This is a genomic window from Mesorhizobium koreense (genome assembly GCF_031656215.1).
Lineage (GTDB): Bacteria > Pseudomonadota > Alphaproteobacteria > Rhizobiales > Rhizobiaceae > Mesorhizobium_L > Mesorhizobium_L koreense.
In genome coordinates this window covers 2643099-2656783 of sequence record NZ_CP134228.1, presented here as the reverse complement: position 1 = coordinate 2656783, position 13685 = coordinate 2643099, and the positions used below count along the sequence as shown (strand labels likewise).

Sequence of the window (13685 nt, the reverse complement as noted above, 5' to 3'; positions counted from 1 at the left end):
GGGATCAGCGATCCGATCCGCCATCGTGAAAAGTTCTATCGCTCGCGGACCAGACGGCCCCGTAATGCTGTCATCCGAAACCGTTGCCTCCATCCGGCGGGAGCCCTTTGCCCTTGATGACGTCGGCGAGGCGCTCGGCGAGCATCAGCGTAGGCATATTCGTGTTAGCCCGCGGGATGGAGGGCATGATCGAGGAATCGCAGATCCGCAGTCCGGCGATACCGTAAACTAGGCCTTCTCCGTCCGTCACCGCCATCGGATCGTCGACCGCGCCCATCCGGCAGGTGCCCGAGGCATGCCAGACGCCGGCGACCGAATTGCCGACGAACTCGCCAAGTGCGGCGTCGTCGCCGAGAAGCTTGTCGAGGCTGACGCCGAGGGTGACAACGGAATGGATCACGGCGCTGCGCAGCGGCCCCGACCAGTCGAGCATCCCGGCAAGGAGCCTCAACTGGATGGCGTTCCAAAGGCCGGGGGCGGACACCTTCTTGACACGCTCGGAATAGCTCGTGGGGAAGACCGGTCCAACCGTCCGGCGGAGGCCCGGATCCGAGAGGATCGCCGCAGCCTTGCGGAAGCCCTCCTTCAGCCGGTTGAAATCACGTGGATCGGAAAGCAGGCGGAAATCGACGATCGGCTCATCATGCGGATCGGCCGATCGCAGCTGGACCTCGCCGCGGGAGTAGGATTTGTTGACCCAGACCAGGATAGAGCCCATGCGCTGGCCGATTTCGTGCCAGGCGGTTCGGCCGATAATCGCGAAATGCATGTCGCCGCGCGGGGCATTCTCGATGCTGGAGGTCCAACGCAACAGCGCCTGATCGTGGTGCTCGGCGAGATCGGCCATGCGCGCTTTGGCCGGCAGGTAGGCTGAGACGGCGATCAACGGATGTTCCATGAGGTTCTTTCCGACGCCGGGCCGGTCGCAACGCGGTACGATGCCAAGCGCCTGAAGCTCTGATGCCGGACCGATGCCGCTGCGCATCAGGAGGCAGGCCGAATGGATGCCCCCCATGGTCACGATGGTTTCCTCGGCAGCCAGGCTCTGGCGCTTGCCGTCACGCTCGATCCCGGCACCGACGACGCGGAGCCCCTCGAAACGCAGCGTGCGGACATATGCACCCGTGAGAATGGTCAAATTGCTTCGGGCGCGTACCTGGTCCGTCAGATAGGCGATGGAGGCAGGCACCCGCTCCCCTTCGTCGCTGACAGCGATGGCGGCAGGGAAGACGCCGTCCTGCCATTCACCATTCTGGTCGGGCAGGATCGGTTCGCCGCGAAGCCTTAGCGTGTCCATTACCGCACGGACGAAGGGAGAGACACGATCGGGCGGCAGCCGGCGGACCGGGATCGGTCCGTCCCGGCCGTGAAATTCGTCGTCGAAATCGACATCGCGTTCGATCTTGCGAAAATATTCGAGCGCGACGTTGCCGCTCCAGCCCTCGGCGCCGCGGGCCGCCCATTCGTCGTAGTCTTCCGGGGCGCCGCGATTAGCGACCATGGCATTGATGGCCGAGCCTCCGCCGAGCACGCGGGCCTGTTCGTAAAGCCTCGGCGCTCGGTGGGGCCGGCGCGTCTTCGCGCCGCTGAATACGGCCTGAAGTGCCGTCCACACGTTCAGCGGGTCAAGAAAGGCGCGGCCGGGATAACGGGCTCGGATATTGTCGGGCATCGTGGCGAGGCTGAGATCGCGTCCCGCCTCGACGAGAGTTACCGACTTCGTTTCGTCTTCCGAGAGGCGCGCGGCGAGCGCACAGCCCGCCGACCCCCCGCCCAGAATGAGATAGTCGATTTTCCGGGTCACCGTCTCGCTCACTTCTTGCCGCCCCAGCGTTCCGGGAAGCCGGGCATGTCCTCGCAGCCGCACATCGAGAAATGCAGCGGGGAAAGCTTGGCGTTGACGAATTTCGCCAGATTGTCCTTGGTGATGACCGGCTGCGGCAGGATCCATTCCGGCGCGGGTACTGGCTTGCCTTCGAGGATCTTCAGCGTCGCCTGGACAGCGGTGCGCCACTGGTAGGCCGGATATGTCGAGGCAAAGCCCTTGAAGCCGTCTTTCTGCCAGGCCTGCAGGTAGTCCTGCTCGTCCTCTCCGGTAATGACCGGATAAGGCATTCCCATATCCTGAAAGGCCTCCGCCGCGGCAACCGAGACCGTGCCGAGGTCGACCCAGACCGCATCGATTTGACCGATCCGGGTGATGTAGTCCGTTACAATCGCCTTGGTCTTGGCCCGGTCGCCTCCCACGAACTCGTTGCCGACGACATCGACGCCCGCATCCTTGAATATTTTGTCGGCTGCGGTCCATCGTGTCTCGAAGACGTCAATTCCCGGCGCGGTGCGCAGCACCAGTACCTTGCCGCCCTTGGGAATGTTCTTGACGATAAACTGCGCCCCAGCCGCACCCCAGGCATAGCCGCCGATCGAGCGCACGGCGGTTACGGGACAGGGTGTGTTCACCGAGCGGTCGAAAGTCACCACCGGCATATGCTTGCAGGCCTGCTCCACCACCGGCGTCAGCGCGGCGGAGGTATTGGGCGATACGATCAGGGCGTCGCATTTACCCCCGTTTATGAACGACTGTATGTCGGAAATCTGCTTGTTGTCGTTGCTCTGCCCGTCGGCGTGGTCGAAGCTTGCGATCTTGTCCTTGTCGAGTTCGACCTCGGCCTGCATCGTGATCCAGCCGGTGACGCGCCAGGCGTTGCCCAGTCCGGCGTTGGAGAAGCAGAGGTGATAAGGCCCTTTCTTCGCATAGGATGAAGTGTCCTTCAGATTGGCGTCGAACCATTGCTCCCAGGGTTTGTCGGCCGGGCCATTCGGCTTGGCCTTCATCAGCGCCATCTGCTCGGCGAATTCCTTATCGACATTGACGTTGGCGACCTGCGCCCAGGTAACGCCGCACATCGCCAACAGGAGCGCGATCAACGTTCCGGCTCTCAATAAGGCTCTTATCAATCCTGTCTGTGCCATTTTCTTCTCCTCCATGTTGAAGCACTACGTTTGTTTCGAAGACGATCATCGCCGTGCGGTGAAAGCCGCCGCGGCGATCAGGATCAGCCCCTGAACCGCCAGCCGGACCGGCTCCGACACACCGAAAAGGTTGAGGACGGTGAACAACGCATAAAGGGCGAGCGCGCCCGAGGCCGCCCCGGCGATGGTGCCGCGCCCACCCAGAAGAACAATGCCGCCGATCACCGCCGCGGCGATCGCCTGCAGCGCGTAATCCCCCCCGACATCCACCGAGACGCCGGAGTAGCCACCGAGCAGAAGTCCGGCAATGACGGCGGTTAGGGAGGATATGACAAAGCAGGCGACGCGCACGCGGCGGGTCGGCACGCCCGCAAGCAGCGCGGCCTTCGGATTGTCGCCGAGCATGAAGACCATGCTGCCGAAATTCGTCCTGTGCAGCAGCCAGTGCGTCATCGCCCAGACGAGAACGAGCACGATCACGCTGACCGGCAGGCTCCCGAGCACCGGCACGTCATGGATGCGGCCGCGGCCGAGATAGCGGAAGTTTTCCGGCAGGGTGCTCGAAGGCGCACCGCCCGACCAGGCCATCGCTATGCCTTGGACCGACAGAAGCGTGCCGAGCGTGGTGATGATCGACGGCACCTTGACGTAGGCGACGACGATGCCGTTCACGGTGCCGACCACGAGGCCGATCGCGAAGACGGCGGCGACGGCGGGCGCCGTAAGTGCGGCATCGCCTTGGGTGATCATCGCCCCGGCAATCGCCACCAATGTGATCAGCGATCCGAGCGAGAGGTCGAAGCCGCCCGCGATCAGCACGAAGGAAGTACCGCAGGCCAGCACCACGAGAGGCGCCGCGCGCTGGAGGAAGATCATCAGGCCCGGAACGGTCCGATAAAACGGGCTCATATAGACCATGAGCGCCAGCAGCGCGATCAGCAGCGGAAGGGCCGGCATGGCTTTCAGGACCTGCCTCATGCCACTTCCCCGCTCGTGCGGAACGTGTAGATGCCGACCGCGGCCACGACGATCAGTCCGCGCAGCACCTGGCTCAGGAAGGGATCGATCTGCAGCATGTTGACCACTGCGTCGATGACGGCAAAGAGCATCACCCCCGCCAGGGCGCCGGTGATGCTGCCGCGCCCGCCCGCAAGCAACGTGCCGCCGATCACCACCGCGGCGATGGAACCGAGATCGTAATTGCCGTCGCGTCCCACCCAAGGCGTACCGACACCAAGGCGGCTGGCGAGGTAAAGCCCGGTCAAAGCGCACATCACGCCGGAAAAGACAAATGCCGGGATGGTCACGCGGGCGTCGTGAATGCCGGCAAGCCTCGCCGCCCTGGCATTGCCGCCCACCGCGAAAAGGCGGCTGCCCACCCGGGTATGGCTGAGCGCGACACCGGTGACGAGCGCCGCCGCGGCAAGGCTGACAACCGAGGCGGGCACGCCGGCGAAGGCGCCATAGGCGAATTGCTGGAAGGCTTTCGGTGCCGTGCCCCTAAGCGCATGATATGAAACCGAAAGTATGCCTTGCAGCATCAGGCTAGTGCCGAGGGTCGCGATCAGCGGATTGACGCCGAGCAGTGCGACCAGGGCTCCGTTGACTGCACCGATCAGCGCGGCGAGTGCCACGACAACCACGACGGCTTCGGCAATCCGGCCTGGGTCGCCCTGCATCAGGTAGGCGGCGAGAACGGCCGAGAGGCTGACAAGATTGGCCACCGACAGGTCGATGGCGCCGCCCGAAATCACCACCATCTGCCCGATCGCGACGAAGCCGAGCGCGACCATGCGCTGCAAAAGTCCCATGAAGCCGTCAAAGGTCAGTTGGGAATATTGCCCCGTCTGAAGCGCGGCGAGCGTGTAGAAAAGAAGCGAGACCACGAACAGGATGAACGCGACCGCATAGCGGTGCCAGAGCGTGGCGACGGACGGCCCGGTCATGCCGCTGCCACCGGAGCCTGGCGCATCGCGTGGCGGATGATCTCCTCCTCGCTTGCGCCGCGCGGCAGTTCGGCCACAAGGCGGCCGGCGGCCATGACGCATATGCGATCGCTGAGGCCGATGATCTCCATAAGATCGGAGGAAACCACCATGACCGCCGCTCCGGCCTCGGCAAAGCCGCGCAGCATCGCGTAGATCGCAGCGCGGGCGCCGACATCGATGCCGCGCGTCGGCTCGATGACGATCCAGACCTTCGGCGCGATACCGCTCCAGCGGGCGAACAGCACCTTCTGCTGGTTACCACCGGAAAGCTGTCCCACCGGCATGGTGTGGTCCGCTGCCTTCACGGCGACGCCATCGAGCAGAGCGTCGATCTGCTTTCGGCCACGGCAGCCGCCGCTCGCCCGGCCGAGAAAGGGCGCCAGCGCGCGCATCGTCAGCGCGCAATTGTCGCGCAACGACTGGACGAGGCCGAGCCCCTCGCCCTTGCGGTCTTCCGGGATCGCTCCAATGCCGCGTCGCGCCGCTTCCCGCGGGCTCCGTGGTGCGCCGCCGCCGTCGAACAGGCGGACCGCGCCGTGGCTGAAGGGGAGCACGCCGGTCATCGCGCGCGCCAGTTCGGCCTTGCCCGAGCCTTCGAGGCCCGCGACGCCGAGTATCTCTCCCGCGTGCAGCGTAAGTGAAATGCCGGAAAGCCTGCCTGCCGCACCATCCGAGATGCTGTAGAGAGCCGCGCCTGGCGTGGTCGAGGCCGCAGGCGGGAAGAAATCCTCGATCGCGCGGCCGACCATCAGCCGGACAACCTCGTCGATTTCGATCCCGGCCATCGGGCGCGTCGCGACCTGCCGGCCGTCCTTGAGGATAGTTATGGTATCGGCAAGCGCACGAAGTTCGGCCATCCGATGCGAGATGTAGATCAATGCCACACCGCTGCGCCGCAACTCATCGATCAGGCGGAAAAGAGCGTGCGTTTCCGCGTCGTTCAGCGTCGCCGTCGGCTCGTCGAGCACCAGGATGCGGGCACTCTCCGAGGTCGCCCTGGCTATTTCCACCAATTGCTGCTCGGCGATCGCCAGGCTGCCACAGGCCGCGCCTGGATCGATGGTGCAACCGAGGCGGTCGAGTACGGCACCGGCCTCGCGATCCATCCTCGCCCGGTCGATGAAACCGAAGCGGGTGGGTTCCCGGCCGAGAAAGATATTATCGGCGACGGAGCGATAGGGCAGCAGGTTGAATTCCTGATGTATGACAGCAATGCCCCGTTGCTTGGCCTGCGCAGGGTGTGAGAAGGAAACGGGACGACCGTCGATCAGGATCTCCCCGGCGGAAGGCGCAAAGACGCCGCCTAATACATTGATGAGGGTGGACTTACCGGCGCCGTTCTCTCCGCAGATCGCCGTCACGGTGCCGCGATGGCAGGAGAGGTCCACGCCATGGAGAACGTCGATCCCGCCAAAGGACTTGCGGATGCCCCGCATTTCCAGGATTGGCGCGCCCTTTTCCATCACTGCGGGACCATGCTCTGTCACGCTGTCCATCACCGGTCTTCCTGCGTTGCGGCCTCCGTAGGTCAGTCGGAAAATACGAGCTTGGCGTTGGTCAGTTCGCGCGCGCCCAGCGCTCCGAGTTCACGACCAAAACCGGAGGCCTTTACGCCGCCGAAGGGCGCGCGCGGATCGGAACGGACGAAGCTGTTGACGAAGACGGCGCCGGCCTCAAGCGCCCGGCTGACACGGGCGGCACGCTCGACATCACGGGTCCAGACGGTCGCGCCGAGCCCGTAGTCACTGTCATTGGCCATGGCGACCGCCTGAGCCTCGGTGTCGAAACGAAAGAGCAAGGCGACGGGGCCGAAGAATTCCTCGCGCATGATGGGAGCGTCGTGCGGCAGGCCCGCGATGACGGTGGGCGGGTAGAAATTCCCTTCGCGCGCGAGCGGCGCGCCGCCGCACAGCAGCCTGCCGCCCTGGGAGAGCGCCGCCTCGACCTGGCGCTGGGTATCGCTGACAACGCTGGCGCGGGCGAGAGGCCCGAGCTTCGTCGCCGGATCCATCGGATCGCCGACCGGTAACGCCTGGGCCGCCGCGACATAGGCCTTCTCGAACTTGTCGTAGATCGGCGCGGCAACCAGGATGCGTTTGGCCGCGATGCAGCTTTGCGCGTTGTTCGCGAAGCGCGACAGCACCGCCATCGGTACCGCCTTGTCGAAGTCGGCATCTTCGAAAACGAGGAAGGGATCGGAGCCGCCGAGTTCCAGCACCACCTTCTTGCCATGCGCGCCGGCAACAGCGGCCGCCGCGCGGCCAGCCGCGGCGCTGCCGGTAACGGTGGCTGCGGCGATACGCGGATCGGCGACGATCGCGGCGACAGCATCGCGGCGGATCGCGAGATTCTGATAGAGCCCTCTAGGCCCCCCGGCGTCGAGCACGAGTTCTTCCAGCGCCCGGGCGCAGCCCTGGACACTGTCCGAATGCTTCACCAGCACCGTATTGCCGGCGAGCGCCGTTGGGATGAAGAAGCGCAACACCTGCCAGAACGGCAGGTTCCAGGGCATGATCGCGAAGATCGTGCCGAGCGGCTCATAGACGACGCTGGCGTTCAGTCCCTCGATCGGCGCGTCGGCAAGATAGCCCGGCCCCCTCTCGGCGAAGTGGCGGGCGCCTAGGGCCGACTTCCTGACCTCGGCCACCGCTTCGCCGATCGGCTTTCCCATCTCGCTCGTGATCAGCGCGCCGTAATCCTCGGCACGTTTCTCGAGCAGGTCGGCGAGGCGCAGCAGCATCGCCACGCGCTCGGCCATCGGCACTGCTCCGGCCCAGGTTCGCGCCGTCCGATACGCCAGCGCGATCCGCTCTTCGACCGCAGCCGCGTCGTGTCCCGCATAGGTTTCCAGGAGCCTGCCGGTGGCAGGGTTCCACGATTCAAGCCTCACCTCTGTTCCTCCCATTCGTTGCGGATCGCGGCAAGTTGCAACGGGAGGCAGGGTCCGGCGTGGGTGCGGTTGCTGTCTACTTTGGGAGCTGAGAATATTCCAAGGTACGAGAATATTCTTCGGAAAGGCCGTGAATATTCCAGCAGAAGAGACTATTCAGGTCAGGCGCCCAGTTCCGGCGGAGGGTTCCAGTGAAGAGCTTTGCCCGCGTCAGCGCTGTCCTGGCCAGTTTCGATCCGCATGAACCAAACATGCGGATCGACGACCTGCTTTCGCGCGCAGGGATTCCGAAGTCCTCCGGCTACAAGCTCATCAGCGACATGACGACCGAGGGCCTTCTGAAACGCGAGGCGCGCGGGTTCGTCGCCCTTGGCCGGTCGGCGGCTGAACTCCTCTATGCGCCGCTCAAGGCCAACATGCCTTTGCGCGAATCCTTCGGGGGCCCTAAGCTCCGGCAGCCAGGCTCTACTCCGCGCAAGTCGCATTTCGAAAGCAATCTGCTCGAACTGGTATCCACCGAGCGCTACCGGAAAAACCCTCCTTTCATCATCGGCTTCGCCAATGCCGCGACCACGCATCCCTGGCGCCTGGCAATGGAGAGCAGCCTGCGGGCGGCCGCACAGCGTCACGCCGAGGTCGTCGCGAAACTGATTGTCAGCGATGCCCGCAACGATCCCGTGCGGCAGGTGATGCAGCTTTCCGAGATGCAGAAGGCCGGAGCGGATATCTGTATCCTGAGCGCCGCGGTCGAACGCCACGATGCGCTTGAAGAGAAAGTGCGGCAACTGGCGCAGCAGGACGTTCCGGTGGTGGGCGTCGACCGGATGTGCGGCGACGGCCGTCACCTCGTCTCCTTCGTGACCGCCTCCGACGAGACTGTCGGACGTGTCAGCGCGTTGTGGATGGCTGAACATCTCAAGGGGCATGGGCGGATCGTCCTGCTCTGCGGCATGGAGAATGCGAGCCCCTGTTCGATCCGGCTCCGTGCCGCGCGGCAGGTCTTCGTCGCGTTTCCCGGAATCGAGATCGTCGACATTCACTTTACCGATTGGCTGGCGGAGCGTGGCTACGCTCTCATGACCGGATACCTGTCGTCAGGTTTCGTTCCTGACGGCGTCTGGTGCGATTCCGGCCTGCAGGGGATCGGGTCCCTCAACGCTTTCCGCGATCATGGCTTCCGTCGCGGCACGATCCCGCCGCACACCGGAGGCGAAATGAACCTGATGTACAAGATCGCAGCGACAGATAAGGTACCGCTTTGCGGTCTGGACTATCCGCCGGCGATGGGAGCGATCAGCTTCCAGGTGGCGCTCGACACACTGTTCGGCCGCCAGGTGCCGCGGGTCGTAGAGGCGAATTCCGAGATCATCGTCACCCGCGGGCATGAGACGAAATCAGTGCGGGCGGATATCCATGCCGAGAAGAAGGTCTACTGGAATCGCGCGGACGACCATGTTCACGCCTCGGGGCGCCTGCGTGGCTGGCGGGCGAGCAGGGCCGCGCGCGAGCCATGACCCCCTCCCCCTATACCGACGCGGTGCGCCGCCTCCTCGACATTCTTGTTGTCGTGGCGAAAAAGCCGGTCTGCACCGCCTACGACATCGCCAGGGACCTCGGCCTGCCGATGAGTTCGGCCTATCAGGCGGTGAACGAGATGGAACGGCTTTCCTGGCTTGCACGCGACGAGGAGGGTTTTTTCCTGATTGGCGCCGTGCCGCAACAGGTTGCGCTCACCGCACTCGGTTATGATTTTGCTGCCCAGCGATTGCCGCCAGTCATCCGCTATCTGCGCGACCAGACCGGGGAGACCGCCTTCGCCGGAAGCCTGCGGGCGGAACTCCAGATCGGTACATTCCTTCTTGGCTTCAATTCGGGCGGCGTCGGCTTTGCTCCTTTCCAGAGCTTCCACGTTGCCGAGCGCGCGGACTTCGACCAGGCGAGCGGGGCAACGAGCCTGCGCAGTTTTTCCACGGAACGCTACGATATCGCCAGGACTGCCGTGGAATTCCTGGTTGTACCGTTACGTGAAAGCGCATTTGAGCCAGGCCATGGCGCACTGGTCGTAGGGATATGCTGGCAAAACAAGGATGTGGATCGGCGAACGGTTCTGAAGCGGCTCGTGGAAGTGCAGGAATTGCTGGCCGGGCGCTCCAGAGCATGAAACCCTGGCGCTTATCAACGACGGACGGGTGTTCATGTCAGCCGCTCAAGTCCCGGCGTCACGCTAAAAACCTTTCGATCGAACCGCATTTGTCACGGCGTTGTCGAGCTTCAAGTTGGAGCAAGGCTATAATAACCATCTGGTTACATGCTATATGGGATCTAACGGGCTGCCAGGACCGCCTTGGACGTCTTGCGGCGTGCCGTGGTGATTGCGCGGCGGATGGTTATAGTTGATCGGACGGGCACACGGCGGCAATGCGCCTGGCCACAGCAAAGGGCGAATTCATGAGCGATTTTGGCCGCTCGGCGCTGCCGCGGAACGCACAAAAGAACAAATCTGCGAAGGTTTCAGCCGCGCGCGCTGGAAAGAAGGACCCGTCCGTCGCCCCAAAGGCTTCCGGCAAGGCCGGCACGGATGCAAAGAAAGTGCGCGCGACTCGCGACCCCCAGCGCACCAGCGCGGCAATCCTGGATGCGGCCATAAAGGAATTCACCGAGAAGGGTTTTGGCGGCGCGCGCATCAATCGTATCGCGGCGCGGGCCAAGATCAACAAGCGCATGCTCTACCACTATTTCGGCGGCAAGGACGCGCTCTACCTAGCTGTGCTCGAGGGCGCCTACATATCGATCCGTTCGGCGGAAACCCGCCTTCATCTTGCGGACCGCGACCCGACCGAGGGCATGCGCGAGCTCATTCTTTTTACCTGGCAGTATATACTCGACCATCCCGAATTCCCGAGCCTGCTCGCCACTGAAAACCTTCACAAGGCAAAATATCTGCAACGCTCGGCTCGCATCTTCGGCCTGCATTCGCCGTTGGTGGCGGAAATTTCCAAACTTCTTCAGCGCGGCGAGGCCGCCGGGCAATTCCGGAGCGGCGCCGATCCCGTCAAGGTCTATATCAGCATCGCCTGCCTCGGATTCTTCTATCTGTCGAACCGCTGGACACTGTCGACGATCTTCAGGCGCGACTTGGCAGAAGACACAGAGCTGCACGATTGGGGAGAGCATATGGTCGATGTGATTCTCTCTTATCTCAGGCCCTGAAGCCGGGCTTTACCAGCAGCAAACGGATTGCCGCCCGACGCCATGCTCTTGACGCGAGAGGTGTATCCGTGATGTCTTAGTAACCAGATGGTTATATCTATAGACGGGATATCCCGAGCTCGATCGGAGGAGATTTGAACGTCATGGCGACCCACCGCCTCGGCTTGATCATGCATGGCGTCACCGGACGCATGGGCTACAACCAGCATCTTGTCCGCTCCATCCTGGCGATCCGCGAGCAGGGCGGCGTTACTCTGCCGAACGGCGACCGGATGATGCCGGATCCGATCCTGGTCGGTCGCAATGCCGACAAGCTCGCCGAGGTCGCGAACCGCCACGGCCTGAGCAGGGTGTCGACGGACCTGGCCTCCGCGCTCGCCGATCCGGACGACACGATCTTCTTCGATGCGGGGTCGACACAGATGCGCGCCGACCTGCTCAGGCAGGCGATCGACGCCGGCAAGCACATCTATTGCGAAAAGCCGATCGCCGAAACGCTTGGCGATGCCCTCGCCGTCGCGCGGCTCGCCAGGGCGCGCGGCGTAAAGAGCGGCGTCGTGCAGGACAAACTCTACCTGCCCGGGCTGCGCAAACTCGCGATGCTGCGCGATTCCGGCTTCTTCGGCCGGATATTGTCGGTGCGCGGCGAGTTCGGCTATTGGGTATTCGAAGGAGACTGGCAACAGGCGCAACGCCCGAGCTGGAACTATCGCAAGGCCGAGGGCGGCGGCATCATCCTCGACATGCTCTGCCACTGGCGCTACGTGCTCGACAATCTCTTCGGCAAGGTGCAGGCGGTGAGCTGCCTGGGGGCCAACCACATTCCCGAGCGGGTCGACGAGCACGGCCACGTCTATAGTGCGGACGCGGACGATTCCGCCTATGCCACCTTCCAGCTCGAAGGGGGCATCGTTGCCCACATCAATTCGTCGTGGTGCGTGCGCGTCAAGCGCGACGACCTGGTCACCTTCCAGGTGGACGGTACGCTGGGCTCCGCGGTCGCCGGGCTGACGCGCTGCGCGACCCAGCACAGGGTCAACACGCCGCGCCCGGTGTGGAACCCGGACGTGCCGCAGACCACGGTATTCAACAATCAATGGGAAGACGTGCCGGACAACCAGGCCTACGACAACGGCTTCAAGGTCCAGTGGGAGGAGTTCATCCGCCATGTCATAGCTGGCACGCCATGGACACGTGACCTGATGGAAGGCGCAAAGGGCGTGCAACTCGCCGAACTCGGCCTGAAGAGTTGGGCGGAACGGCGCTGGATCGACGTGCCCGACCTCGCCGAGAGCGCATCCAACTCCAAGGCGGCGTGATGACAACGGTCGAGCTTCCGGCAAAGGGCGGGCGGATCGAGCGCTACGCGGTCCGCAACGCCCCCCTTCCCTCGCCTAAGGCGAACGGCAATCCGCCGTCCTTCAACCGCGTCGCCTATGCGGCCGCCCATGTGGTCGCGGACCCTTTTGCCGACAATGATCCGTGGCTCGACGCCTCGATCGACTGGGAGCGGACGATCGCCTTCCGCGAATATCTCTGGGACCTCGGCCTCGGCGTCGCGGAGGCGATGGACACCGCGCAACGCGGTATGGGCCTCGGCTGGCCGGAGGCGCGCGAACTTATCCGGCGATCGCTCGACGCCGCGAAAGGTCGGCCCGGCGCACTTGTCGCCTGTGGTGCAGGCACCGATCACCTTGCGCCCGGTCCGGATGTCACGATCGACGACGTGATCCGTGCCTATGAGGAGCAGATCGAGGCCGTCGAAGGCCTTGGCGGCCGCATCATCCTGATGGCCAGTCGGGCGCTCGCCGCCGCCGCCAAGGGGCCGGAGGACTATGTCCGGGTCTATGACCGCATCCTTTCCCAGACGAAGGAGCCGGTGATCATCCATTGGCTGGGCGAAATGTTCGACCCCGCCCTCTCCGGCTACTGGGGCAGCGCCGACCACATGGCGGCAATGGACATCTGCTTCGGCATCATTGCCGGAAACGCCGACAAGGTGGACGGCATAAAGGTCTCGCTGCTCTCGAAGGAGAAGGAGGTGGCGCTTCGGCGCCGCATGGCCAAGCACAACGCGACGGCGGCCGTTCGCATGTATACGGGCGACGACTTCAACTATGCCGAATTGATCGCCGGCGATGACGAAGGCCATTCCGACGCGCTGCTCGGCATATTCGATGCGATCGCGCCGGCCGCGTCCGTCGGCCTCACGCGGCTTGCCGAAGGCGACGAGGCCGGGTTCCACGACACTCTCGCGCCCACGGTGCCGCTGTCCCGCCACATCTTCAAGGCCCCCACCCGCTTCTACAAGACGGGCGTGGTCTTCCTTGCTTATCTGAACGGCCTGCAAGATCATTTCTTCATGGTCGGCGGCCAGCAGGGCGCCCGCTCGCTCATTCATCTGGCCGAGCTCTTCCGCCTCGCCGACGAAGCGCGTGTGCTGCGCGACCCCGATCTCGCCGCCGACCGCATGCGCAAGGTCCTCGCCGTCGGCGGGCTCGGCTGAGAACCCGTCATGCCCGTCGAAGGACTTTCCAACAACCTCGCAACCATTCGCCAGCAATGGATCGAGATCTTCTCGGCCGAGAACTGGTGGAAGCAGTGAGGAGAGGAAGTGCTTGCAA

At 64.0% G+C, this 13685-nt stretch carries 11 protein-coding genes; 5 read left to right on the top strand and 6 right to left on the bottom strand.

Annotated features, from left to right (window positions below; genetic code table 11):
• Positions 1 to 70: 70 nt before the first annotated feature.
• Genes RBH77_RS12655 through RBH77_RS12630 form a run of 6 tightly spaced genes read right to left on the bottom strand, consistent with a single transcriptional unit; the run spans position 71 to position 7851 of the window.
• Entirely contained in the window at positions 71 to 1816 is a 1746-nt protein-coding gene (locus tag RBH77_RS12655) for a GMC family oxidoreductase (RefSeq protein WP_311027947.1), read from the bottom strand.
• A complete protein-coding gene (locus RBH77_RS12650) occupies positions 1813 to 2973 on the bottom strand; it encodes a substrate-binding domain-containing protein (protein ID WP_311027946.1) in 1161 nt (386 codons plus the stop codon). Before RBH77_RS12650 ends, RBH77_RS12655 begins: the two co-directional genes overlap by 4 nt.
• A 45-nt stretch (positions 2974 to 3018) precedes the next feature.
• Positions 3019 to 3951, bottom strand: coding sequence for an ABC transporter permease (locus tag RBH77_RS12645; RefSeq protein WP_311027945.1), 933 nt, complete (start codon positions 3949 to 3951; stop codon positions 3019 to 3021).
• Complete coding sequence (locus RBH77_RS12640; RefSeq protein ID WP_311027944.1) at positions 3948 to 4919, bottom strand: ABC transporter permease; 972 nt, start codon at positions 4917 to 4919, stop codon at positions 3948 to 3950. The genes RBH77_RS12645 and RBH77_RS12640 overlap by 4 nt, the downstream gene beginning before the upstream one ends.
• Positions 4916 to 6457 (bottom strand): sugar ABC transporter ATP-binding protein, encoded by a 1542-nt coding sequence (locus RBH77_RS12635; protein ID WP_311027943.1) that lies wholly within the window; start codon positions 6455 to 6457, stop codon positions 4916 to 4918. The genes RBH77_RS12640 and RBH77_RS12635 overlap by 4 nt, the downstream gene beginning before the upstream one ends.
• Before the next feature lie 32 nt (positions 6458 to 6489).
• Positions 6490 to 7851, bottom strand: a complete 1362-nt coding sequence (locus RBH77_RS12630; protein ID WP_311027942.1) for an aldehyde dehydrogenase family protein — start codon at positions 7849 to 7851, stop codon at positions 6490 to 6492.
• A 251-nt stretch (positions 7852 to 8102) separates the two neighbouring features.
• On the opposite strand from RBH77_RS12630, the gene RBH77_RS12625 reads away from it, so the two are divergent.
• The 5 genes from RBH77_RS12625 (at position 8103) to RBH77_RS12605 (ending at position 13567) form a co-directional block, all read left to right on the top strand.
• The gene (locus RBH77_RS12625; protein ID WP_371832774.1) at positions 8103 to 9365 is read left to right on the top strand and encodes a substrate-binding domain-containing protein; all 1263 of its coding nucleotides are present in this window, start codon (positions 8103 to 8105) and stop codon (positions 9363 to 9365) included.
• Positions 9362 to 10012: a helix-turn-helix domain-containing protein gene (locus tag RBH77_RS12620; RefSeq protein WP_311027940.1), complete on the top strand. Its 651-nt coding sequence runs from the start codon at positions 9362 to 9364 to the stop codon at positions 10010 to 10012. Before RBH77_RS12625 ends, RBH77_RS12620 begins: the two co-directional genes overlap by 4 nt.
• A gap of 287 nt (positions 10013 to 10299) precedes the next feature.
• A complete protein-coding gene (locus RBH77_RS12615) occupies positions 10300 to 11061 on the top strand; it encodes a TetR/AcrR family transcriptional regulator (RefSeq protein ID WP_311027939.1) in 762 nt (253 codons plus the stop codon).
• Positions 11062 to 11204: 143 nt separating this feature from the next.
• Positions 11205 to 12380, top strand: coding sequence for a Gfo/Idh/MocA family protein (locus RBH77_RS12610; RefSeq protein ID WP_311027938.1), 1176 nt, complete (start codon positions 11205 to 11207; stop codon positions 12378 to 12380).
• Entirely contained in the window at positions 12380 to 13567 is a 1188-nt protein-coding gene (locus RBH77_RS12605; protein ID WP_311027937.1) for a dihydrodipicolinate synthase family protein, read from the top strand. Before RBH77_RS12610 ends, RBH77_RS12605 begins: the two co-directional genes overlap by 1 nt.
• The last annotated feature ends 118 nt before the right edge of the window (positions 13568 to 13685 follow it).